Consider the following 24,960-nt stretch of genomic DNA (forward strand, 5'->3'; position numbering starts at 1 on the left):
AGTAGCTGTCTCAGAGGAAGAATAGCACGGGACTTGCGCCCGATATAATTTACTTTAGTTAATTGCCGGACTCTTATCATGAAATTTTTATACTATATTGGAACGAAACAAACAGCCGCAGGTAAAGCCTGCGGCTGCTTGTTTCTATCGCGATTTTAATAAACATCCCGTTTTGTAAATGTAATAAAAGCTACCGCCAGCGCCGAAGCGCCCCAGACGAGCAGCACGAGCAGCGAGAAGCCCAGGGACATGCCTTCGACCGGCGGGGCCGCCTCCTCCAGATATCCAATGAGCTGAAGATTGACCATGAACAGATATTTGGCCGATTCCCATGATTCCACCATCGCGCTCAGGATCGTCCCGGCTATGAGGCAGGCGAGCATAACTCCCATAACCGCCGCTGTGCTGCGGAACAGAACCGAGAGCATGAACGTAATGGTTGCCACGATGAGGGATACGAACCAGGCCAGTCCCAGCTCCATAATAATAAACTGCCACTGCGGCAGTGTATGGACACCCGAGGCGTCAAGCAGCCCATTGCTCACGGAGAAGCCGGTCAGAACCGGCGCCGTCCAGCCCTGAAAGCCGAACACCACCCCGGATATAAGCGTGGACAGCAAACCGAACAGGGTGATAATCAGCGACACCGAGAGGGTAAGCGCCAAATATTTGCTCAGCAAAATCCGCCATCGCTTCACTTTGCGCGTCAGCAGAACCTTGATCGTTCCGGCACTGTACTCCGAGGACACAATATCAGCAGCAACGATCATCATCATGAGCGGCAGCAGCAAATTGATCCCGTTCTCCACGAAGCCCCGCACAAAGGTCGGCGCGCCCGGCTCCGAGGGGTTAATATTATGGTCGAGGTAGTACCGCTGCTGCTCAATCCGTACCTTCAGATTCTCTCCGTCATCCTCGGACGCCCGCCCGCTGGACAGCCGGTTCTCCCAGCCTGCAAGCTGCTGCTCCAGGGCGAGGCGCCAATCCACATCTCCGAACCGCTTGCGGTTCTCCTCGGCCTGGCGAAGCTGAGCGTAGGTGAACAGGGAAATCAGGATGGCGATAATGAAGGCGACAACCAGCAATCTCCTTTTTCCCGTCAGCTTCACCATCTCATTGTAGACCAGATTATTCAATGCCTTCACCGCCCGTCAATTCGAGGAACAAATCCTCCAGCGAGGGAAGCCTGCGGCTCATCTCCGTTACCGTTACGCCCGCCTCCACCAGTGCCTGATTCCATCGCCCGATCTCCAGCCCCGGATAGGATGTCTTCACGGTATCCCCTTCCGTCTCCACCGGATCCGTGAGACGCTGCAGCACCTGAATGCCCTGCGGCATGGGGGAAAGCTTCCAATGCACCCGCTCCTGATGGGCCAGCAGGTTATGGACGGTATCCACGCGGACGACCCGGCCCTTGGATATAATGGCAACCCGGTCACACATCAGCTGAATTTCGCTCAGCAGGTGGCTGGAGACCAGCACGCTCAGACCTTCCTCCTCCGCCAGATAGCGGATGAATTCCCGCATCTCCCGAATGCCGGAGGGATCGAGGCCATTGGTCGGCTCATCCAGAATGAGCACCTTCGGCCTTCCCAGCAGCGCCTGGGCGATGCCCAGCCGCTGGCGCATGCCCAGCGAATAGGTTTTCACCTTGTCGTGAATTCTCGCGTCCAGCCCGACCAGCCGGATGACTTCATTCATCCTCGCCTCATCGATCCCGTCCATCATCCGGGCAAAATACTCCAGGTTCCGCCAGCCGCTCAAATACGTATACAGCTCCGGATTCTCGACAATGCAGCCCATATTGCTCATCGCTTCGGAATACTGCTTATGAAGATCGTAGCCGCAGATGTGAATAGAGCCTGATGTCGGCTTGATCAGTCCGACCAGCATGCGGATCGTTGTCGTTTTTCCCGCTCCGTTGGGTCCAAGGAAACCGAATACCTCTCCTCGCCGCAGCTCAAAATCGAGATTATGGATAATTTCCCGCTTCCCGATAATCTTCCTGAGACCCTGGACAGCCAATGTGATCTCGCTCAACCCTTCACCCCCTGCCATGTAATCAGCGACGCTACCCGGTCCCCGATCAGACGGTATCCGGCTGCGTTGGGATGGAATAAGTCACGGGCCAAATAATCCTGAACCTTCAATTGAAACAGATCAAAGGTTGGAACAAGCACAGTCTGCGGATAGTCTGCCGCAACCTCGGCAGCTTTGTAGTTCCAGTCCCGGACAATCTTTGTCGTCGCTTCCGCATTCTCCAGGGCGCCAAACGGATTGTAGAGGCCAATGAGAAAAATACGGGCATCGGCGTTATTCTCCCGAAGCTGCTTCAGAATGGATTTCAATTGAAGCAGATAAGCATCCTCAATCTTCTGTATGTGGGCAGGCTCCAGATTGCCCAGAGTCTGTCCCCCCTGGAACAAATCGTTCCCGCCTGTACTGACCACAATGACATCAGCGGCCACCACTTCGTCCTTAATCCTGCTCTGCCCAAGCTGCTCGGCCAGCTGGCTGGATACTTGTCCGTTTACGCCATAATTGCCCAGCACGATATCCTGGCCGGACTTCTCCTTCAGATCCTCCAGCAAATAACCGACATACCCCTTGCCCTCGGTATCGCCGGTTCCCTTCGTTAACGAATCCCCAAGCGCCAGCAGCCGGAACGAACCGTCGTCCGCAACAGGCTCAGGCGCTTCTTCCTCTGTGCCGGGAGCGGTCCCTTCTATAGGCGGAGCCGCTGCCGGCGCTCCGCTGAAGGTATCCTGCAGTGTCCAGGCTAGGCCCCCCGCCCATATCAGACAGGATAATGCCGAAATGCCAATCAGCCAATTGATGGCTTTTTCCCTCATCATCTTCCTCTCGCCTCCCCTGTTGGGCGCTGCTTCAGACATATATAACATAATAAGCTGAAACCATACTTAAAAAACCTGCCCCAAAAAAGCGCTGGAACAGGTTCATGACGAAGTTTTTGATGTGAATCATGAGCAAGAACAGGGAGCCGCTCCACTCTTGCCTTTCTTCCTTTATCCCGCAGCAATCCTGCCCGGGCCGGCTGGTTTGGATTCCTTGATTTGCTTGCTTCTAAGCTGTCCGCACGCGGCATCGATATCGGTGCCGTGCTCCAGGCGGACGCTGCAGCTGACGCCCTGCTTCTTGAGCGTATCATAGAAAGCCCGTATCGACTCCTGCTCGCTTCTCTGATATTGACTGTGCTCATCCACGGGATTATAGGGAATGAGATTCACATTGGCCAGATGCTTGTTGTCCCCGATCAGCTCAGCCAGCTCAAGAGCCTGCTCCCTGTGATCATTGACATCCTTCAGTAAAATGTATTCCAGCGTGATCCGGCGGTTGGTTTTCTCCCAGTAATATTGGATCGCCTCCATCAGCTTCTCGATGGGAATCGCACGGTTGATTTTCATAATCCGCGTGCGAAGCTCATTATTGGGCGCATGCAGGGACACCGCCAGATTCACCTGCATATCGGAATCGGTGAATTCGATGATTTTTTCCGCGAGGCCGCTGGTCGAAACCGTAATATGCCTTGCTCCGATAGCAAGCCCCTTGTGATCCTTGATCACCCGCAGGAAATCGGACAGATTCGCAAAATTATCGAATGGCTCGCCGATACCCATCACGACTACATGGCTGACTTTGCCCTCATGGCCGGCATGATCAAGATGAAGCTGAACGTTCATGATCTGTTCCACGATTTCGCCGCTTGTCAGATCCCGGCTCTTGGGCAGCAGTCCGCTTGCGCAGAAGCTGCAGCCGATGTTGCAGCCCACCTGGGTAGTCACGCACACCGACAATCCGAATTTATGCTTCATGAGCACCGTTTCGATCAGATTGCCGTCCACCAGCTTGAACAGAAACTTGATCGTGCCGTCAGCGGATTCCTGCTTCACATGCTCGGTCAGAGTCTGGATGACAAAATGCTCCTCCAGTACGGCGATGCATTCCGGATGGACGTCGGTCATGTCCGTGAAAGCCGTTACCCGCTTCCTGTACAGCCAATCCCATACCTGCGCGGCGCGGAACTTCCGATGTCCACGCTCGGACAGCCAGGCCGTCAGCTGATCCAGGGTCATTCCATATATAGATGCTTTATTCATTGGATATCCTCTTTTCAAAAACTTCGAAATGTAGGCCTTTTCTTAGGACAGAGAAGCGACAAGTTCGCCCATCTATTTATTATTGTCCCAAATTTTTTTTGCTAACACAAGGGGAGATCCATGAAAGATAAGACGAATCCCCGCCATGGACCCGTTTTATTTCAAAGCCTTGCGGACCTTCAGCAGCTTGCCCTTGATGTTCGTCGTCTGCATGACTTCAAGCACCAGCGGCCCTTTGCCATTCAAAATATCCACATAGGACACATTATCCTGGATCGTAATAATACCGATATCCTCTGCGGTTACCCCTTCAATTCTGGCAATCGTGCCGACAAAATCAACGGCTCTGAGCTTCTTTTTCTTGCCGCCGTTGAAATTCAGCTTCATAATTCCCGCATTAATCTGCTCATTCTTGTCTTTCTTGAGCGTGGTCCGGGCATGCGACTTCGCTTCGAAGGCGGGTTCTCTCAAGGCAACCTGCTCTCTTGAAGGAGCCTTCATAACCGGAAGGGCAAACCCGATATACCGTTCGATGTCCGCCAGAAACTTGCCCTCGTGAGGGGTTGCGAACGTTATGGCCTTCCCCTGCTTGCCCGCGCGGCCGGTTCTTCCCGTACGATGGACATAGCTTTCCTTCTCCATGGGGAGATCGTAATTAATGACCAGCGAAATATTATCGATATCAATGCCTCTGGCGGCGACATCGGTGGCGATCAGATAGCGGAACTGTCCGCGCCTGAACGCATTCATGACCTCGAACCGGACCTCCTGCTCCAGACCTCCATGGATCTTGTCGCATGAATAATCCAGCGCGGCCATTCGTATGAACAGCTGGTCCACCTGTTCCTTCGTCCGGCAGAAAATCATGCAGCTGTCCGGATTCTCGACGATGGTGACCGCCCGAAGCAAGGGCCATTTGTCGGCATCCTTCACCTCGATCAGAGAATGCTGAATCTGGTCCGTCGTGATCCCGGCTGCCTGAATCTCGATATGAACGGGATTGTTCATATATTTCAAGCACAGGCTCTCCACATCCTGCGGCAGGGTCGCCGAGAACAGCATCGTCAACCTGCTTCCCGGCAGCTCCTGAATGATCGCCTCGACCTGCTCGATAAAGCCCATATTCAGCATCTCGTCGGCTTCATCAATCACCAGGCAGGCCAGACGGTCCAGCACAAGCGTGCCTCGCTGAATATGGTCCAGTACACGCCCGGGAGTCCCGACGATCACATGGGTTTTCTGCTTTAATTCAGCGGTTTGAATGGCAAAGGGCTGCTTGCCGTAAAGAGCCGCGACCTTAATTCGTTTGAACCGCCCGATATGGGTCAAATCCTCTTTCACCTGGACCGCAAGCTCCCGTGTGGGAGTCAGAACCAGCGCCTGCGGCTTGTTCTCATTCCAGTCCGCCAGCTCACAGACCGGAATCCCGAACGCCGCGGTTTTTCCGCTTCCGGTTTGCGATTTCACCACCAGATCCTGCCTTGCAAGCGCCGCGGGCAGGACTTCCTGCTGCACGCTGGTCGGCGTTTCGTACCCGAGGCTGTCCAATGCTCTGATGATCTCTTCACTTATCGCATAGTCTTTGAATGACTGCTTACTCATAGGCCTGCCTCTTCCGTTATAGTTTCACTGCCGGTCGTTCATATAAAACGGCGCCGCCTCTCTCGTCATGAAAGAAGCGGCGCCAGGTTCGAATATTAGAGAGAAGTCCACAACGCCGCACAGATTGAATATAAGAATGTTGACGCCGGGTATCTCTTCTTACATGGCTTTGATTTCAAGCAGTTCGTATTGGATAACGCCCATCGGGGCATTCACGCTGATAATGCTGCCCACGGATTTTCCCATCAGCGCTTTGCCGAGCGGGCTCTCGTAGGAGATTTTATTATCGGAAGCATCGGCCTCGCTGGAGCCGACAAGCATGTATTCTAATTTTTCGGAAAATTCAACATCATTTAGGACCGCAATAAGGCCGATCTGAACAGTGGAGATATCCATGCTGTCATCCGCGACACGGGCTTTATTCAGCATTTTTTCCAGAATCATGATTCTCGTTTCCATGAAGGATTGGTCGTTTTTGGCGGAATGATACTCACTGTTCTCCTTCAAATCGCCGTAGCTGATCGCGAGTTTAATACGGCTGGCAAGCTCCTTGCGTTTGACCGTCTTGAGATCATCCAGCTCGAACTCCAGCTTGGCCAGACCTTCTTTGGTTAATATAATTTCTTCTTCCTTCGACATTCCCACAGCTCCCAATCGATTAAAAGCTCTATTTGTTATACTCTGCTTAATTCTAACCGATATGCAGGAATATAGCGATGGTTATAAAGGATGCCCTCTTTTTCCCTCATGCGAAAGAATCACAATTGCTATTTGTGCTGCCAGCGGCGCTTCGGCAGTAGGAGAGCAAAGAGCCGTACATGATGCACGGCTCTTTGCTAGCCCGGTCCCGGCTTCGTTTCCTTGATCCGGATCTATCCCTTATACGGGCTGCCTGTCCCAGTGGCGGCGAGCCGCTATCGCATCCAAGAAGGCTTGGGCAAAATTCGCTGCAGCTTGTCCAATGAAAATGCCTGGACCGCTGCCGATCCCGCCCGCTCCCAGCCAACCATTGCCGTACTTCGGCAGCGCCCATCGGCTTCGTTTCCGGGGGGAAGCGGTTTACGACTCAGCAGAGGGAAGCTTCAGGGAAAATCCGGCGATGAAAACACCCAAACCGAATTGAAACTCCTCGTCCCAGTTGGAATTTGTCGTATAGGAGGCCAGACGGATCATATAGGGGAACTGATCCTCCGGTAATTGCGAATAAAATTGATTGTACTTCCCGCTCATCTTCTCCTGCGTATCCCCCTCTTCTCCGGCAAATCCCCTCAAGCGGGCCTCTTCCGCGACAAACCCAAGTACATGGTTTTTCAGCATGGAAGCCGCCCAGGGAATTTGATGATCTGGGAACCCCGCCGTGGCAAGGAGCTTATACAGCTTCTCGATTTGCAGCAAACGGTGATACCCCATAGCAATCGTGGTATTGAAAATATCGACCGCGTCCCGGTAGGCATGGAGCGCCCGCCTGAACTGCTCCCCCCACTGCAGAAGCTGGTCGGTCCAGGGCAGGGAGGCATCCGGCCATGCCATTTGTTCGCTTATTTTGTCAGCCAGCAGCTGAAGCAGCTGGTCTTTATCTTTGACATGGTAATACAGGGAGGCGGTTTTGACCTGCAATTTATCCGCTATTTTGCGCATGCTTAATTCCTTCAGGCCGATCTCATTCAATAAAAGCAGAGCCGTCTGCGTAATCCGGGCCTGGTCCAGCGGGATATGGGTTATCTCCTGCCCCTCTGAGCCGGAGGCTAAATTCTGAGGATAAATTCGTCTTCTCGCCATAAAGGATCTCCCCCTTTTATATGAGAAGTATAGCATAGCGCTCCCAAAGATCACCTGGCCTGCAGCAATGGGGATTACATCTAGATGTCCGTCTGTATGTGGTCGGACAACCGTCATGCAGCGCCGCACCGCGCGCCGGGAGCTGCGCGCGGTGCGGGCGCCTGGACGGGAAATCCTCTTTCATTTGAGAAGAATCTTTGCTCAGGAATTCTGCCTCTTCACCAGCTGCAGCAAGAGGTCAATCAGCTGCCCTTATCGTCGCCGATGCTCTCGAAAAATGCACGATCCGCCGCTTCGACGACTTGTACAGCCCTGGTGGCGAGATCATTGCCGGATGCAGTCATCGTAATGACCTTCGCCCGGGTGTCGATCGAATGGGGACTTCGTTTGATATAGCCTTTTTTCTCAAGTGTTCCCAGTACCTGCGAAGTCACATTCACATCCATCTGAACAAGCTTAATCGAAAAAGAACCTTACGCAAACCGATTATACGGTTTGCGTAAGGTTCTTTAATGGTGAAGGAACGTTCAGAAATGAAATAACCCAAATCCATCAATTACTTTCAGTCCCGAACCTTTTCGCATATCCTGCGCGGGCACGCTGGATTACAACTTCGCGGTTGCGCGGCTCAGCATTCGTCACCAGTGAATCCAACAGTTTGCCGGCTACCAGCGTCACTTCCATAATGGCCTGATTGAACGCTTCCTCGTTTGCCTTGGAGGGCTTGGTGAAGCCCGAGATTTTCCTTACAAATTGAAGCGCAGCGGCTTGAATCTCATCTTCGGTAGCAGGCGGGTCAAAGTTGAAAAGCGGCTTAATATTCCGGCACATAGGCTTTCTCCTTTGCACGTGGTTTTTTTTATTTATCTTACTATACACGGCCGGTTCCGGCAAAATTGAGCAGTAATTTGATAGAGATTACAGCACAAGCGGCAGTTCGGGAATCGATAATGTCTCCGACTGCTGCTTGGCAAAGTATACTAATCTGTGTGCTTATGTCGTTGCCCTCTGAAAAGTAACCGGATATTGCTTGACGCCAAATACAAACGTACTTTGAATATAGGAAAGCGGAGCACCCGTTTTATAACGAATCTCATTTAAACGCTCCGAGATCGCACGTAAAGCAATCTGGCCTTCAAGCCTCGCAAGCGGAGCACCCAGACAGAAATGAATGCCAAAGCCAAATGAAAGATGGGCATTGGGCCGCCGATCGGCCAAAAAAACATCAGGCTCGGCAAATTTTGATTCGTCACGATTGGCCGATGCGATCCATGAAACCACCTGATCCCCTTTTTTGATCTGATTGCCGGCGATTTCAATATCTTCGGCTGCAACCCGTCCAATAGCCTGTATGGGCGGGTAATACCGAAGCACCTCCTCAATAAAACCGGGTATGGAATCAGGCTTCTCACGCAGCTGCTGCTGGATAGCCGTCTCTTCGGTAAGGATGCGGACCGCGTTCGTGATCAGATTGGTTGTGGTTTCATTCCCGGCTGCCAGGAGCAGGATGGAAAATCCGAGTATTTCCTGTTGACTCAGCTTCTGGCCTTCAATTTCGGCGGATAATAATAATGAGATCAGATCATTTTCAGGCTGGGCCTGGCGCTGAGCCGTAATCTGTGAGAAGTAAGAAATCAACTCCTGTACGGCCTGTTCTCTCTCTTTCATGAGCTGCCCGAATGCTTCGTCTGTATTGACATCTGTCCCTTTGACGAGAATATCGGACCATTCTTTAAACAAATTCCGATCCTCCTTAGGAACACCAAGAAGCTCGGCTATGACGATAATGGGCAGCGGGGCAGCAAGATCGTGTACGATATCCATTTCATTGTTCGCAATAACGGCATCCATCAGCTCGTTGGTAATCGATTCGATGTGAGGCGCCAAATCAGCTATAACCCTTGGAGTAAAGGTTTTGTTCACCAGTGCCCGCAGCTGCGTATGCCTCGGAGGATCCATCGTTAATATAGTTTCGGATCCTTTGCCCGATATTCCCCGATTCGAAGAAAAAGCAGACGGGTCCTTGAGGATGCGATGAACATCCTCGTAGCGAAACATATCCCAGCAATTACGGCTTTCATCATAACGAATAGGGGTGGTTTGACGCAGCATGTTGTATACAGGGAACGGATTCAGTCTCTTCTCCGCTGTGTCCAGCTCATCCATGGCGATCATATTCGCATATCGTTCCGTTTTCTTTGATTCCATCGGCCTGGTCTCCTCATCTCATTTTATAGTAAATTTCCCCAAGAATAATAAACCATTCACCTGTTCCTGAAACAATCCTGTTGACGGCAGCTCTATGGATACAAGTATATCTCTGTCAAATGCAGCAAAATGACAAAATTCAGGCAAACGCGATAGAAACCATGCCTCTGCATCCGGCTGCCGCTATCATTTGCGGCACACAGTGATTCCCATGTGCCGCGGTGCTTGTACGTCACAACAGATGCATCTTCGCCTCCGCCTCATCCCAAGCCACCGTGTAACCATGTCCCTTGGCGCAAAAAATCGAAGAGGAGCTGTACAGCGGATCCGCGTCCTTCCGGTAGCCTTTTCGCTCGATGACCTCTTGTTCGTTATGACAGCGATCGTAGCCCCCGAAGACGAAATGTACGCTCCCTCTGCCATGCGTAAAAGAAGCGAGCTCCGTACTGTAATTCATAAAGGTGGCAACAGGGACTCTGCCCGTAATGACGGCATGGGTGGTCGTGGTTTGCGGAGGATCAAACTGTCCGGAGGCCCGCTGAATATCGGATAAGACCCTGCCCATATCGTCCGCTTCCACTTTAATCTTAAAATCATAGTAAGGCTCCAGCAGCAGGTTCTCCGCCTTCTCCAGGCCTTGTCTTAGCGCGCGGAAGGCCGCTTCGCGAAAATCGCCGCCATGCGTATGCTCATTGTGCGCGCCGCCCTTCAACAGCGTAATCCGGATATCGGTAAGCGGCATACCCGTTAATAAACCATGGTGCTCCCGCTCATAGAGATGGGTTCGGACCAGATTTTGATTGCCCACGCTCAAATCGCTCACATGACACGCGTTCACGAAAGTAATGCCGCTGCCCCGCTCCCCCGGCTCCAGCCGCAGATGCACCTCCGCATAATGCTTGAGCGGCTCGAAGTGGCCGTATCCGTTCACGGTCGACCCAATTGTTTCCTTATACAGAATTTCCGGGCTGCCGAAGGAGACGCCGATTCCGAATCGTTCCGCCACAAGCTGCTCCAGCACTTCAAGCTGAATAAGACCCATAACGTGGATGTGGATTTCCTGCAGGCTTTCCTCCCAGATGACATTCAGGGACGGGTCCTCCGCATCCAGGATCCGGAAGGCTTTCAGCACATCCTTCGCGTTCAGGAAATCGGCGAAAATCACCTTCGACGTGAGCGTCGGCACCAGCTCATAGGCCAGCTTGTCCGAATAGATGCCGAGGCCTTGTCCGGCTTCGGCACTTGAGAGTCCGGTTACCGCGAACAGATCGCCCGCCGAGACCTGGTCGACCGTATGCGACTTGCTTCCGTTGAAAATGAGAAGCCGTGTCACCTTCTCGCAAATTTGCACATCTCCGCCCTTATAGCACAGCTCATCGCGAACCTTCAGCGTCCCGCTTAACGCCTTGATGAAGGTCAGCCGCACACCATTGTGGTCATGGCGGATTTTATAGACGCGTCCCCCGAACGGAGCCTGCCTGTCATAATCCACTGTCGTCAGCAGATGCAGCTGATCCAGAAATTCGACAACGCCAATATCCTGCAAAGCAGAGCCGCTTGCGCATGGAAAGAGCTGATGGCCGCGGATCTTAACCTGCAGCATCCTCAGCCAGAATGCCTGGTCGCCCGTTCCTGCGATAAACGTCTCCAATAACTGTTCATCCCGCTCCGCCATGCTTTCCAGCAGGGCCTCCCCGATCTCGCCATCCGCGAAATTCCCGGTCAGCCTGCACACATCCTCTGTCAGATGCATGCGGATTTCCTCGACGACTCTGTCTGCATCCGCGCCTACCCGGTCTGTTTTGTTGATGAAGAAGAACGTCGGAATGCGATGCTTGTGAAGCAGCTGCCAGACCGTTTCGGTATGACCCTGGACACCCTCCACCGCACTGATGATAAGGATTGCATAATCCATGACCTGGACAGCCCGTTCCATCTCCGGCGAGAAATCGACATGCCCGGGCGTATCGATCAAATAATAGGTTGATCCCTTATACGACATGACGGCCTGGTCTGCAAATACGGTGATGCCCCTTGCCCGCTCGATGTCGTGGCTGTCGAGGTAAGCGTCCTTGTGATCGACCCTGCCCCGCTCCCGAATGCTGTTTGTATGGTAAAGCAGCTGTTCGGCAAAGGTGGTCTTGCCCGCATCCACATGGGCGAACATGCCAATCGTTTTATGATTCATCGTATCCCCTTGATTTCACTATAGTCTGGTTTCATCTAGCCAAGCACGATCCGGTCATCCGACAATTGATGTCCGCTGATCCGTTCGAATTCGCCAAGCAGCTGCGAGACGGTCAGGCTGCTTTTCCGCTCCTGGGGAACATCCAGTATGACGCGTCCTTTGTCCATCATGATCAGCCTGTTCCCAAGCCTGATTGCCTGCTCCATATTATGGGTAACCATTAAGGTTGTCAGCTTCATCTCGCGGACAATGCTCTCCGTCAGGCTGGTGATCAGCTCGGCCCTTGCGGGATCCAGAGCCGCCGTATGTTCATCCAGGAGAAGGATTTGCGGCTTCGTGAATGTAGCCATCAACAGGCTCAGCGCCTGGCGCTCTCCTCCCGACAAGAGCCCGACTTTGGCGTTCAGGCGATTCTCCAGACCGATGCCAAGGCGCTGCAGCTGTTCACGGAAGATCCCGCGCTTCGTGAAAGTAACGCCCCGGCCGAGCCCCCGTTTCTTTCCCCGCGAGAAAGCCATAGCGAGATTCTCTTCGATCGTCATCCGGGGAGCTGTACCCGCCATCGGATCTTGAAATACCCTTCCAATCCAACGGCTTCTCCGGTATTCCGGAAGCTGCTGAATGGCATTGCCTTCGATTCGCACCTCGCCGAGATCGGGCTTCATAACACCGGATATCACGTTCATCAAAGTGGACTTGCCCGCTCCGTTGCTACCGATGACTGTAACGAAATCGCCAGGCTTGAATTGCAAGCTGATATTCATTAACGCGATTTTTTCATCTGAGGTGCCAGGGTTAAACAGCTTGGTAATATCCGTTAGCTGCAGCATTATGCGCTCCCTCCCTTGCTGGAGGCTGTCAACAATTCAGATGCCCGTTTGCGGGCAAGACCTCTTTGCTTCAACGCACGTTGGATGGTAGGCAGCAAGAGCGCGATTATGACGATAAGAGCCGTAATCAGCTTCATATCTGAAGTTTCCAACCACTCGATACGCAAGGCCAAGGCGTATATGATTCGGTACAGTATGGCTCCAAGAACAACGGCAAGCGTCGCCCGAAATACCGTTTTATTGCCGAATATCGCCTCGCCGATGATAACCGAAGCCAGTCCAAGGACAATCATCCCGACCCCCATATTGATATCCGCAAAGCTTGATTGTTGTGCAATCAGCGCTCCGGAAACAGCAACCAATCCGTTTGACAGGCTCACGCCGACAATCGTCGTATTATCCGTATTCGCACCCAGGCTGCGGATCATTCTGGCGTTGTCGCCAGTCGCTCTAAGCGCAAGTCCGATGTCCGTATGAAGAAAAGCGTCCAGCAGCAGCTTGATAATCAAGGCAGCCAGGATCAGAACGGTCATATAAATGTATTTATCCTCCGAAATCGTTGTGAACATCGTGTCGATTCTGGAGAAGCCAATATTAGGTTTGCCCAATATCCGCAGATTAATGGAATATAAGGCGATCATCATGAGAATTCCGGATAAGAGCCCGTTTATTTTCCCTTTCGTGTGGAGGAGACCCGTACACGCTCCGGCGGCCAGTCCAGCAGCGAATGCCGCTGTGGTGGCGATCCAGGAATCGTAGCCATGTGTAATCATAATCGCCGCTATAGCGCCGCCCGTCGTAAAGCTGCCATCGACGGTCAAATCGGGAAAGTCCAGAATGCGGTATGTAATATAAACCCCAAGTGCCATTACAGCGTACAAAAGACCAAGCTCACTTGCCCCTTGTATGGCCAGAATCATGTTATGCCCTCCTTAATAAAAGAGAAAAGGGGTGAACGACAGGAGCCGTCCACCCCGATTGCAATTATTGAATAATATTATTTTCCTTATCCTGTACCTTTTCCTTCATTGCATCCGTCACAGTGATTCCGAATGCTTCCGCTGCTTTAAGATTAAGAATCAGATCCAGCTTGTCCGGTATGGTGATCTTCATATCCCCCGGATTTTTGCCGTTCTTCAGAATGTCGACAGCCATTTGGCCAACCTGGTATCCGTGATCGTAGTATTTGAATCCCACCGTTGCAAAAGCTCCAGCTTCTACCGTATCCCGGTCACTGGAGAAGAATGGAAGCTTGTTATCGGCAGCTACCTTAATAATGGCATCCACGGCGCTCACGACTGTATTATCCAGCGTGATGTAAATGGCGTCCGCCCGGCCAACCAGGGATTGCGCCGCCTGCTGGACTTCGGAGGTGTTGGTAACCGGCGCTTTAACTAACTTGATATCATGGGCGGCCAAGGCTGTTTCTGCTTGCTTCGCCATAATCACGGAGTTGGATTCCCCTTCGTTGATGACAACGCCGACCGATTTAACAGTTGAAAAATTCTCCGCAATGAAATCCATTAATTGCGTAATGGCCGCCGGATTCGAATCGGAAGCTCCGGTGATGTTTCCGCCTGGTTTATCCAGATCGCTCACAATCTGGGCATCAAGCGGATCGGTAACTGCCGCAAATAAGACAGGCTTATCCTTGACATTATCAGCAAGAGCCAGTGCGGAAGGAGTGGCAATGCCCAGAACCAGATCGAACTTCTCCGAACCGAATTTCTGGGCGATTGACAGGTTGTTGCTTGACTCTCCCTGAGCGTTGTTATCATCGATTTTCAGGTTCTCGCCTTCAACAATGCCCGCATCTTTAAGCGCTGCCAGAAAACCTTCTTTGGTTGCATCCAGGGAAGGATGCGGCGCGTATTGGGAGATACCGATCGAATAGTTTGTTGCCGCAGGGCTCTCTGATGTTGAAGTATTTGCGGGACTGGATGAACCGGCGTTTTCCTCTTTGGCTCCTCCACAGCCGGCTGCAGCAAGCAATAAAGCAGTAGATAGCGCGAGAGTCGCCAACATTTTCCTCTTCATTATCAATACCCTCTTTCTTTTGTCCTATTTTAGTTTACAAATAATTAATCCTAGTTTAATAGCCGCCTCTCCGATCGTCAATTCATATGAAATTGAAAGCTTCTGCCTCCTCCCCTCCAATCCAGAGTGTCAAGCCCGCTTCCGTATGCGCGAGCACGCCATGGTTTTATGATTCATTGTATCACTATGATTTCAATATAGTTGTCTTCCAGCTAAGAGGCTTTGCTCTTGTATACTATTTCATTATTATGAAAGCAAATCCTCTATCCGGTTCGAAAAACTGTCCACTTTAACACTGTTTGTGGAGGATTCTCTCCGAATCCATTCTTCAAAATCGCCCAGGAGCGTCCCGATCCGTCTAACCGCCTCAGCTCACGCTTGCTTCTCTGCTTTCGATCCGTCTTATCGGACCGCAACCGGCGAACAAACCAAAAACCCGGCCAATCTCCTCTACAGGAGCCGACCGGGCTGCTATATATGCAGGAATATTCCGCAACCGCGCGGACGCTGCTCAACCTTTACTCGCTTAACGCTTCATCGAACTCGAGCCGGATCACCAACACCTCATCGGACAACTCATTGACAGGAACGTTCCGAATCCGCAAATACGGCTTTTCCCTCCAGTACCACGGCGTGAAATCGACGCTGGTCTCAAGCTCGCGGCCGTCGTTCAGCAGAACCGCCCGCTTCGGCACGAAATCCCACGGCTTCAGCACAACCGCCGTCGTCTGCATGTCGCGGTACAAATGAATATACAGCGTGTGGCCCCTCTTCGTTGCCAGCACATGATCCCGTTCGATCCGGTGGCCGGCCGAGGTGACGATCTCATCCTTGTACACCAGCGAGGACGCCGGAAAAGTCCCGTCGAACGCTTCCTTGATCCGGTTGTACCAGCCGCCGATTTCCTTCAGCGCCGCGACGCTTTCCGCCGGAAATGTGCCATCGGCCTTCGGCCCGACATTCAGCATATAGTTGCCGCCCATAGCCAGCACTTTGTCCACGCTCTGCATGACATATTTGTAGCGGTAGTAGTCCTCATTCTCCCGGTAGCCCCAGCTTTCCCGTCCAAGCGACTGAACCGCCTCCGCCGGCTTGTCGAACTCGTTGCCTTCAGGAACGACCCGCTCCGGCGTGTTGTAATCGCCCGGTCCCGGTCCGCGTTCATTGATCAGGATGCCCGGCTGCAGCTTGCGGATCATCTCGTTCAGGCTCGGATCGTAGTGCTCAGCCACGTTGACGTCCCAGAAGAATTGATAGATTTTCCCGTACCTCGTGCACAGCTCCTCGACCTGCTTGCGGACGAAATCATAATACTTGTGGATGTCGTGGTCGTCCCCCGCGCGGGCTCCGAACATCTCATGATGCCGGCCCAGGTTGGGGTAATTCGGATGGTGCCAGTCAGGGCAAGAGTAATAGAGACTAAGCGGAAAATTCCGCCGCGCGCACGCTTCGGCCAGCATTTCCAATATATCTTTGCCGTACGGGCTGTTCATTATATTGTAGTCCGTAAATTTCGTATCCCACAAACAGAAGCCGTCATGATGCTTCGTCGTGATGCACATATACTGCATGCCGGCCGCCTGAGCTATATCGATCCAGGCATCCGGATCAAACTCCGCCGGATTAAACTGATGAATGAGCTGCTCGTATTCCTTGCGCGTCATCATCCCTTTGCCGCGCCATAAAATCTGTTCGTGCCACGCGGGAATCGCGTACAACCCCCAATGAATAAACATCCCGAACCGCCGCTCAAAAAACACATCCCTGTCATCGCCAAACCGCTTCATATCTTAGTCCTCCCTCTCCATCTAAAAAATCCGGTGAGAAAATCTGGCCACGCATGCGCAAACGTCTTCCGATACATACTCGCAAGCGCTGCAAGCATGTCTACCGCCGCTTGTCACTTGTCGCGATCGCTGTTGCCTCCGCCGGATAATCGCCGGGCTTGAAAACTTGCTGCGCATACCAGAGGACGGCGGAGCCGCCTCTTCTTGCGTTGTCAGCTCCCCAGTTCCACGAGCACGCTTTCCCAGATGGTCAGCTCGTCCAGTACAACGGTCAATTTGCCGTCCTCCAGCGTGTATGGCGCCGGCTTCTCCGAAATGAGCAGCCGTACGCCTTGCAGCCGTTCGGCCTCGGCCGCCTGCAGATGCATGACGAGCTGTACGCCGCGCAGCGGCACATTTACCGCCAAGGGCCTGCGCCCCGTTCCGTTGACCAGATTGACGAGGTACTGCCCCTCTTTGCGGAACGCCGCAACCTGCAGCCCCGGATAGGAGCTGACGCGAATCCATCTGTCCCCGCCAAGCAGCATGTCCATCAGATTAGCCAGAAGAATATAATGATCGGGCAGCTTATATTGGCTGATTAACCCGCTCAGTGAGAAAGGCAGATAGACCGCCTTGCCCTGTCCATAAGCGGAGACGCAGACCAGCGGCAGATCGGTGCGGCCGACCGCCATCGACGCCCGCTCCGGCGGCGAGCCTACGCTCTCCATCGGCGAGAACGGCGGCACCAGCGTCGCCAGCACCTGCGTATCCGGCAATGGCGTACAGTAGACGACCCGTCCGCGGTGCGGGATAAGCTCCGTCTCCTCCAGCTGCCGCTGCAGCGGATTATCCGCACCCTCGAACCGGAGATACGAGGCGGCCAGCGATTCGCCCGAAGCGGCTGAGTCCCGCTCGATCCCGAGCAAATCGGACAGCTCCGGATAAGCTTCGTCGATCGCACCCTCGAAGACGAGCCTGCCTCCGTTGTCGACGTAAGCAAGCAGCTCCCGGACCAATCGCGGCGTCAGCGAGAAGCCGTCCGGTATAAGGAACACCGAATAGGGCCTCAGCCGGTCCGCCGTCGCTTGTTCCTCCAGCAGCAGATCGAACGGAATTTGCGTGTTCAGCAGTCCGTCCGCCCAGTCCTCGCTGGCGCTCTCCGATTCCCACATCAGCGCCACTTGGGAATGCAGCACAGCCTCGTGCAAATAAGCTTCGACTTTCGCGACCATGGCATTCATCTGCGCAACGGCAGACAAAATCCGTTTGTCCGTGATGGTGTCCGGGATCCCGGTCAGCGAGTGCCAGATTTGGCCGCCGTGCGCGGGAACCTGGCTCATCCAGAACAAATACTCCGCGGCCGGCAGTCCCGTATGCCGCCAATCCATACCCGGACTGGAGTGCACGATCCCGAATGCCGCGGGCTTGTCGGTAAGCGTCCGGCCAATCTTGACGTTGGCCGCCGGAACCCAGAACTCGGGAGCTTCCTTATGGCCACGAGACAGGATGTTTTGCGCCTCCGTGCACATGATATCGCTTGTCGCGGCGCGCGCATGCAGATCATCCTTGTAGAAATAGTACAGAATCATCGGCAGATCGGGGGCTTTCTCTTTGACGAAGCTGTAAATGAGGCTCATGTTGTCCTTCAGGCTTGCGGAAGCCCAGTCGGGTTCGAACTGCTCCGAGGACCCGGGCAGGTCGCGGCCATAGCGTTCCCGGTACTTGCGGCGGCAGAAATCGCAGTAACATTCCAGATACTGCGGCGCATTAAAGAAAATGCCGTCGATCTCGTAGTTGGAAAGCACCTCGTCCAGCACCGGAATGGCGACGCTTTCATTTCGATAAGGCGTATTGATGCAGGTGGACATGAGCAGGGACCACGGTCCCGGCCGCAGGCTGCCCGAGATATGAGGCTCACCGTTGCGGTTTCTCACAAACCACTGGGGTCTGCGCTGATAAATGCCGTCGTCCGCCTTGCTGAAGTCGAAGCGCGCAATGAAGCGGATGTCCTCGTCGTGGCAGGCTTCGATGACTTCCGCCAGCAAATCGCGATCCGGGGGCAAAAATTCGTTCTGATAATGAAAAGGCACCTGCGTACGATACCATGCGTAAATTCCGCCAACGTTAAAGACAAGCGCGGTCGCTCCCAGCTCCTTCATCTGCCTGGCAAGCCTCCGCGGTTCGATCATCGCCGTATCGCGAACCTGCAAATTCGTCTGAATGACGCGAGTCGGCTGCTTCCACCATAGTTGGGTCATCGCTTTCTCTCCCATTTCATGAATTTAGACTGATTCGATTATATACCAGCCTCACCCCCCGCAGGGTAGGAGACATCTCCTGAGAAAAGGGGAAAATGGGAGCGAAAACCGCATAGTTGGGCGATGCGGAGACGAGTCAGCGGTCAAATGACCACGACGGGGATATTTTATGTCCACTTTATACATAGGGGACAACAACAAACGGAGCCGTTAAATTTAAGTCGCCGCTTTACCACTGTTTGAAGAACGCTTCAGCTTTTTCCTGTTCCATTCACTCTTCGGCGGTGTCAAACTCCCCCAACATACTAAAGAGCTTCTCCAGCTATACGAAGAGGAGAAGCTCTTCTGTAACATTAACATTCAAGAAACTGAGCATCCGTATACGCCGGGTCCTTTGCCTCTTCCTATGATTCAACTGCCCTTGTTTGTTTCAGTGTGACTCCGGTTTCTTCGTCATCGGCCTGTCCTACGCGTTTAATAAAGAAGGAAAGCAGGAGACCGACTATTCCGATTCCAATAATAACAAGGTACGCATCATTAATACCTTGAATAGAGGCTTCCATCACCATATGCTCCTGTGTGCCTGCGCCGCCTGCTGCGGCCATATCCTGAAGATGAGTCTTGGTTCTGGTCGTCATAATCGTGACAAGCAGAGAAGTACCTATCCCGCCCGCCACCTGCTTGATGGTGTTGGAAATGGCCGTACCATGCGCATACAGTCTTTTAGGCAGCTGGTTGAGGCCCGCCGTTGTGATCGGCATCAGGAACATGGCCATCCCGAAGCGCCGTCCTGTGGACATGAGCACCAAATACGTATAACTGGTGGAATCGGTTAGATTAACGAAGCCGATTGTCGTCACAATGGTAATTGCCATTCCGATAATAGACAGCCACTTCGCTCCAAACCGGTCGAACAGCCTGCCTGTTACCGGCATCATAACACCCATCAGAAGTGCGCCGGGGAGCATCAGCAGCCCGGACTCCAGAGCTGTATATCCACGCGCATTCTGCAAATACAGGGGAAGCAGCATCATATCCGCATACATGACCATCGTAACCGCAATATTAATGATAGTCGTCAGGGAGAACATGCTGTGCTTGAACGCCCTGAGATCAAGAAGCGGGCTCTTGGATACCAGCTGCCGCCAGGTGAACACAATCAAGGAAACAACGCCGACAGCCAGAGATACGATCACCTCTGCACTCGACCAACCCTTGCTTCCAGCACTGCTGAAGCCGTATAGAAGTGCGCCAAACCCGATTGTCGAGAGGATGACACCGCCAACGTCGAGTTTCGGATAGCTTCGTTCAGCAACATTTTTCAGATAAATAAAGGCGACAATAATAACAATAACGGCAAACGGAGTCATTCCATAAAACATCGTGCGCCAGGAATAATTCTCCATAATATAACCGGCAATTGTAGGCCCGATAGCAGGGGCAAATATAATGGCGAAGCCGACCATTCCCATGGCGGCTCCCCGCTTGTCGGCCGGGAAAACGGTCAGGATGACCGTCATCAGCAGCGGCATGATAATGCCGGCGCCAGCGGCTTGAATCAGGCGTCCGGCGAGCAAAACGTCGAAATTGGGGGCAACGGCCGAAACAATCGTTCCTCCAAGAAAAATAATCATGGCTGATTGGAACAGCTCACGGGTCGTAAACCGCTGCATGAGAAATGCGGTAATCGGTATTAAAACTCCGTTAACCAGCATATAGCCGGTTGTCAGCCACTGAGCCGTAGACGCCACAATGTCAAAGTCGACCATCAGCTCCGGCAGCGCGACGCTCATAATGGTTTGATTCAAAACGGCGATGAACGCCCCCAGAATCATGACAAACAACAGGGGGCCTTTCTTAATGGAAGAACTGTCAAAGGCTAAACTTTTACTCATCCTGCTCAATCCCTTCAAAAATCATCATGAAACTAATAAACACAATGTTGTATAATAAACGTAATGTAGAAAATTATAATCATCTCTCTTACATTTCACAAGCAACACATTTTCGAAAAATGTATATTAGTTTACATTCGAACGTCATCTGTCGTCCAGGAGAAAAATAATTTACAAAGTGTGCTGCAATTGTCGTTCAGAGCACTTATGGGAAAGGAACTTGAGAGCGCATGTCAACAAAAACACCGCGTACGGATCCGCGTGTTCTTCGCACACGCCAATTGATTCAAGATGCCTTTATTGATTTGCTTCAGGAGATGGAGCTGGAGAAAATAACCGTGAATCGTATTGCGGAACGCGCTACCATTAATCGTGTCACCTTCTATCTTCATTACCGGGATATTCCGGATATGCTGGAGAGAATGGCGGATGACATGATTAATAAACTTCATTTTATCTTGAAGGATATTTCGCATCCGAACGATTCCAGAGGCATGGATTGGCCCAAGCAAGGGCATCCTATCCTGGTCAAAATGCTTGAGCATATCGCAGAAAATTCAAAATTTTATAAGGTGCTTCTCGCTTCCAAACGTATACCGGTGTTAACCGAACGACTTTTGGACCTGATTGTCGATGTGATCACCAACAATCTTGAGAAGCGGCATGCTTCCTTATCGGATTCAGCAGTGAGCGTTCCGAAGGATATCGCAATCTGGTACGGCTCCTCCGCCTTGATCGGTACAATTGTCTTCTGGCTTCGCAATGATATGCCCTATACGCCTCTGTTTCTCGCCAAGCAGTTTTCTCTCATTCGTATCCTGCAAAATACAGACCAGCCCATCAATCTGGAATGATCTCATCAAAAAAAGAGAGATGCATGCTTGTGCATGCGCCTCTCTCAGGTTTAAAATACTTCTTCGGCCTACTCTTCACCTAGGAAGCCTTTCTTGAAAATACCCAGCAAATACTCAAGTGTTATCGGATCGCTGTAGGAAGAAGCCTTAGTATCGATCTCAATGACATGATTGTTCTTGACGGCCGGGATACTCTTCCATACTTCTGAATCCATGAACGATTTTTCGCTATCCAGATCTCTGCTAAGAACGATATAATCGCCAGCATATTCCGGCAGAACCTCTTGAGAAAGCGTATAGTAGCCGGGTCCGAGCGCATCTTTCTTGACACTGTCAGGCATATGTAACCCCATCGCTTGATACAGGATCTCTGTGCCGCGCGCCCACTTGTCCCCAAATACATAAAAGTTTTTCGTATCGGTCTCAAATACCGACACGGTGACGTTCTCGCCGACCTTGGCTTTGATTTCCTTGCCTGCCGCTTCCGCACGCTGCTTGAAATCGTCGACCCACGCTTGCGCTTCCTTTTCTTTGTTAAGCAGCTTTCCGATTTCCAGCTGCTGGGCCAAATAATCCAGCTTGCCCCATGTAAAAGCAACGGTAGGCGCAATTTTACTCAACTCGTCAATATTTTTCATTTCGGTGCCCACGATGATCAGATCCGGGTCCTGCGCCGCAATTTTCTCCAAGTCCGCTTCCGATACGACCTCAACGCCCTCCAGCTTCTCCGTGAATAGAGGATTCGCGTTCGTCCATTGATCCACCCCGACCAGCGATCCGCCGAGCGCGAGCACATTCGGCGCATTCGTCAAGGCTACAATCCGCTTCGGCTCCGCCGGAACCTCCACAGGACCCCGTTCGGATTGATAGGTTATCTTTCCAGACTCGTTGGAGTCAGCGGCCGGTGCGGAAGCGGCATTCTGTGAAGGTGCGCTCTCATTATTGCTTGCTTGACTGCCGCATGCGCTGGATATGACCAGCAACAGCAGGATCATCGGGATTAACAGCTTGTTTTTCATGTTCAATTCTCCTTGTGTTGGATTACAGAAATATTATAACGATAATGATTATCATTATCACATCCTTCTATACTATATATTCTCATCCAATGGTTGTCAAACGATTATTTTCAATCATTTCATATGTCCATGTGCCCCGTCCTATGAGGTATATTGATAATGAAAATGACAGAAGTGATCTCCTTTCTATAACCGATTCCGGCGTGTGATTCCGCAGGTTTATCTTCTAATAGAAAAGCCGAAATCCCCTTCGCGGGAGGATTCCGGCCTTTCTATTTCATGATAAAATTTTCATTTTGGGCAATGAAGCAACCTTTTTTGCAGAAGGCACGTCTATGATGACACAACAAACAACACACTACTACACGAGGTGAATGAAATGAAGAAACCATTCAAGTTAATTACACTGTCCACCGCCGCTGCCCTGCTTCTCAGCTTTGCCGGACAAGAAATGGCTTCCGCCGCATCCTTCAAGGATATCAATAACGTTCAAGGCAAAGAAAAGATTATTGCCCTGCAGCAAAGCGGCCTGATCAAGGGAATCAGCGCCTACCTGTTTGCTCCTCACAATACTATCTCGGAGGTTGAAGGCGTTCAGATGATCGTCAACGCGCTGGGACTGAATCTGGACCTGGTTCGATTCGTAAAAGAGCCCAAGGCTTCGGACTATTTCGCAAACGCCAACGATTCCGCCTGGTATGCGAAAGCGCTCATTATCGCTGCAGTCAACGGACTGGACCTTCCAGCGGATTTGAAGCCGAACCACAAGATGACGCGCGAAGAATTCACGCACCAACTCATACATGCGATTGAAGCCAGCGGCAAACTGCCTATGGTGAAGCCCGTTGTTGTGGAATTTAAAGACCAGAATCAAGTCAAATTGAATTATTCCGCTTCGATTCAACGCGCCCTGAACTACGGTGTTGTGAAGCTGGATGCGCACGGCAAGCTTAACCCCAAGAAAGAAATTACCCGGGCCGAGGCAGCCATAGAGATTAGCAACGCGCTGGCTTACCTGAAGGCTCACCCGGCGCCGCCCGCCAATAGCGAGACGCTCACGGCGGAACAGGCCGTTCAATTGATCAAGGAAGCCGCCGGTCCCGATGCGGACCTGCAGATCAAGATCGATCCGAACGCCAGCATCACCCGCGAGTCGTTCACATACCTGCTGGTTCATACGCTCCAAACAAGCGGCCAGCTGCCGATGCTCAACCTGAAGCCGGTGGAGATCAAGGATGAGGCTCAGATGGACATCTTGAATTCAGGCGCCATCCAAACGGCGATTGCCCTTGGCTTCGTTAAATTGGATCAGGCCGGCAACTTTAATCCGAAGGCCAACATTACCCGTACCGATGCCACCGGAATCGTCAACAAAGCCGTGGAATACTTGAAAGCTCACCCGGCACCTGGCGACGAGAGCACGACCCTCACGGCGGAACAGGCCGTTCAATTGATCAAGGAAGCCGCCGGTCCCGATGCGGACCTGCAGATCAAGATCGATCCGAACGCCAGCATCACCCGCGAGTCGTTCACATACCTGCTGGTTCATACGCTCCAAACAAGCGGCCAGCTGCCGATGCTCAACCTGAAGCCGGTGGAGATCAAGGATGAGGCTCAGATGGACATCTTGAATTCAGGCGCCATCCAAACGGCGATTGCCCTTGGCTTCGTTAAATTGGATCAGGCCGGCAACTTTAATCCGAAGGCCAACATTACCCGTACCGATGCCACCGGAATCGTCAACAAAGCCGTGGAATACTTGAAAGCTCACCCGGCACCTGGCGACGAGAGCACGACTCTCACGGCGGAACAGGCTGTTCAGTTGATCAAGGAAGCCGCCGGTCCTGATGCGGACCTGCAGATCAAGATCGATCCGAATGCCAGCGTGACCCGCGAGTCGTTCACGTACCTGCTGGTTCATACTCTTCAAACAAGCGGCCAGCTGCCGATGCTCAATCTGATTCCGGTGGAGATCAAGGATAACGACAAGATCGATGTCCTGAACGAAGGCGCCATTCAGACGGCGATTGCTTTGAAGATCGTGGAACTGGACTCAGACGGCAAGTTTAATCCCAAGGACGGAATTACCCATGCAGATGCGAAAGCTATGGTCAACCACGTGCTTGAGGTTTTGAAACGGTACTCGAATCAACAAAAATAAGGGTTGCCCTTGAAGGGAGAGGACGTTATTCGTCCTCTCTTTTTTTGTTAATTTGCAGTCCGAGTTTAGATGAAGGAGTGCCACGTCAAGGACGGGCGCAATTTGAAAAGCTATTTTGTGGGGACCCTCAAATGCGAAAAGTATTTATTACATGCCTGCCGTACCTTCGAGGAACTTCAAAGAGACTTTAATGACTCCATTCATTTTTACAATAACGAGCGATTCCAGCAAAATTAAACGGC

The 24,960-nt window shown here is 52.2% G+C and carries 21 protein-coding genes; 3 read left to right on the forward strand and 18 right to left on the reverse strand.

Annotated features, from left to right (window positions below):
• Positions 1-155: 155 nt before the first annotated feature.
• From AC0YOB_RS19575 to AC0YOB_RS19655, 17 genes are all read right to left on the reverse strand, one after another.
• Positions 156-1,136, reverse strand: coding sequence for an ABC transporter permease (locus AC0YOB_RS19575; RefSeq protein ID WP_475769432.1), 981 nt, complete (start codon positions 1,134-1,136; stop codon positions 156-158).
• Positions 1,129-2,040, reverse strand: coding sequence for an ABC transporter ATP-binding protein (locus AC0YOB_RS19580; RefSeq protein ID WP_475788955.1), 912 nt, complete (start codon positions 2,038-2,040; stop codon positions 1,129-1,131). The genes AC0YOB_RS19575 and AC0YOB_RS19580 overlap by 8 nt, the downstream gene beginning before the upstream one ends.
• Entirely contained in the window at positions 2,037-2,855 is an 819-nt protein-coding gene (locus AC0YOB_RS19585) for a GDSL-type esterase/lipase family protein (protein ID WP_475788956.1), read from the reverse strand. Before AC0YOB_RS19585 ends, AC0YOB_RS19580 begins: the two co-directional genes overlap by 4 nt.
• 171 nt (positions 2,856-3,026) lie before the next feature.
• Positions 3,027-4,118, reverse strand: coding sequence for a dual-specificity RNA methyltransferase RlmN (gene rlmN, locus AC0YOB_RS19590; protein ID WP_475788957.1), 1,092 nt, complete (start codon positions 4,116-4,118; stop codon positions 3,027-3,029).
• A gap of 156 nt (positions 4,119-4,274) precedes the next feature.
• The gene (locus AC0YOB_RS19595) at positions 4,275-5,720 is read right to left on the reverse strand and encodes a DEAD/DEAH box helicase (protein WP_475788958.1); all 1,446 of its coding nucleotides are present in this window, start codon (positions 5,718-5,720) and stop codon (positions 4,275-4,277) included.
• A 159-nt stretch (positions 5,721-5,879) separates the two neighbouring features.
• Positions 5,880-6,359, reverse strand: coding sequence for a transcription elongation factor GreA (gene greA / locus AC0YOB_RS19600; RefSeq protein WP_475788959.1), 480 nt, complete (start codon positions 6,357-6,359; stop codon positions 5,880-5,882).
• A 420-nt stretch (positions 6,360-6,779) separates the two neighbouring features.
• Positions 6,780-7,499 carry a TetR/AcrR family transcriptional regulator C-terminal domain-containing protein gene (locus AC0YOB_RS19605; protein ID WP_475788960.1) on the reverse strand — a complete coding sequence of 240 codons (720 nt, stop codon included), beginning with the start codon at positions 7,497-7,499 and terminating at the stop codon, positions 6,780-6,782.
• A gap of 242 nt (positions 7,500-7,741) precedes the next feature.
• The gene (locus tag AC0YOB_RS19610; protein ID WP_475788961.1) at positions 7,742-7,933 is read right to left on the reverse strand and encodes a MarR family winged helix-turn-helix transcriptional regulator; all 192 of its coding nucleotides are present in this window, start codon (positions 7,931-7,933) and stop codon (positions 7,742-7,744) included.
• Between the two features lie 118 nt (positions 7,934-8,051).
• The gene (locus AC0YOB_RS19615) at positions 8,052-8,330 is read right to left on the reverse strand and encodes a DUF2277 domain-containing protein (protein ID WP_475794188.1); all 279 of its coding nucleotides are present in this window, start codon (positions 8,328-8,330) and stop codon (positions 8,052-8,054) included.
• 162 nt (positions 8,331-8,492) lie between these two features.
• A complete protein-coding gene (locus tag AC0YOB_RS19620) occupies positions 8,493-9,707 on the reverse strand; it encodes a cytochrome P450 (protein ID WP_475788963.1) in 1,215 nt (404 codons plus the stop codon).
• 232 nt (positions 9,708-9,939) lie between these two features.
• A complete protein-coding gene (locus AC0YOB_RS19625) occupies positions 9,940-11,895 on the reverse strand; it encodes a GTP-binding protein (protein ID WP_475788964.1) in 1,956 nt (651 codons plus the stop codon).
• A 35-nt stretch (positions 11,896-11,930) separates the two neighbouring features.
• Positions 11,931-12,725, reverse strand: coding sequence for an ABC transporter ATP-binding protein (locus AC0YOB_RS19630; protein WP_475788965.1), 795 nt, complete (start codon positions 12,723-12,725; stop codon positions 11,931-11,933).
• Positions 12,725-13,645, reverse strand: coding sequence for an ABC transporter permease (locus tag AC0YOB_RS19635; protein ID WP_475794189.1), 921 nt, complete (start codon positions 13,643-13,645; stop codon positions 12,725-12,727). Before AC0YOB_RS19635 ends, AC0YOB_RS19630 begins: the two co-directional genes overlap by 1 nt.
• A gap of 64 nt (positions 13,646-13,709) precedes the next feature.
• Entirely contained in the window at positions 13,710-14,762 is a 1,053-nt protein-coding gene (locus AC0YOB_RS19640) for an ABC transporter substrate-binding protein (protein ID WP_475794190.1), read from the reverse strand.
• 518 nt (positions 14,763-15,280) lie between these two features.
• Positions 15,281-16,549 carry an alpha-L-fucosidase gene (locus AC0YOB_RS19645; protein WP_475794191.1) on the reverse strand — a complete coding sequence of 423 codons (1,269 nt, stop codon included), beginning with the start codon at positions 16,547-16,549 and terminating at the stop codon, positions 15,281-15,283.
• A gap of 212 nt (positions 16,550-16,761) precedes the next feature.
• Entirely contained in the window at positions 16,762-18,789 is a 2,028-nt protein-coding gene (locus tag AC0YOB_RS19650) for an alpha-amylase family protein (protein ID WP_475794192.1), read from the reverse strand.
• A 404-nt stretch (positions 18,790-19,193) separates the two neighbouring features.
• Complete coding sequence (locus AC0YOB_RS19655; RefSeq protein ID WP_475794193.1) at positions 19,194-20,684, reverse strand: DHA2 family efflux MFS transporter permease subunit; 1,491 nt, start codon at positions 20,682-20,684, stop codon at positions 19,194-19,196.
• A 230-nt stretch (positions 20,685-20,914) separates the two neighbouring features.
• Here AC0YOB_RS19655 and AC0YOB_RS19660 point away from each other — a divergent pair, with 230 nt between their 5' ends.
• Entirely contained in the window at positions 20,915-21,538 is a 624-nt protein-coding gene (locus AC0YOB_RS19660) for a TetR/AcrR family transcriptional regulator (protein WP_475788971.1), read from the forward strand.
• Positions 21,539-21,606: 68 nt separating this feature from the next.
• Here AC0YOB_RS19660 and AC0YOB_RS19665 read toward each other — a convergent pair whose 3' ends face one another.
• Positions 21,607-22,557 (reverse strand): iron-hydroxamate ABC transporter substrate-binding protein, encoded by a 951-nt coding sequence (locus tag AC0YOB_RS19665; protein WP_475794194.1) that lies wholly within the window; start codon positions 22,555-22,557, stop codon positions 21,607-21,609.
• A 379-nt stretch (positions 22,558-22,936) separates the two neighbouring features.
• Between AC0YOB_RS19665 and AC0YOB_RS19670 the strand changes: the two genes are divergently transcribed.
• Together AC0YOB_RS19670 and AC0YOB_RS19675 are read left to right on the forward strand one after the other, a co-directional pair.
• A complete protein-coding gene (locus AC0YOB_RS19670) occupies positions 22,937-24,718 on the forward strand; it encodes an S-layer homology domain-containing protein (RefSeq protein ID WP_475794195.1) in 1,782 nt (593 codons plus the stop codon).
• A gap of 69 nt (positions 24,719-24,787) precedes the next feature.
• On the forward strand, positions 24,788-24,955 hold the full coding sequence (locus tag AC0YOB_RS19675; protein WP_475790619.1) for an IS3 family transposase: 168 nt from the start codon (positions 24,788-24,790) through the stop codon (positions 24,953-24,955).
• The last annotated feature ends 5 nt before the right edge of the window (positions 24,956-24,960 follow it).

This window comes from Paenibacillus sp. JT31N17 (genome assembly GCF_056269255.1).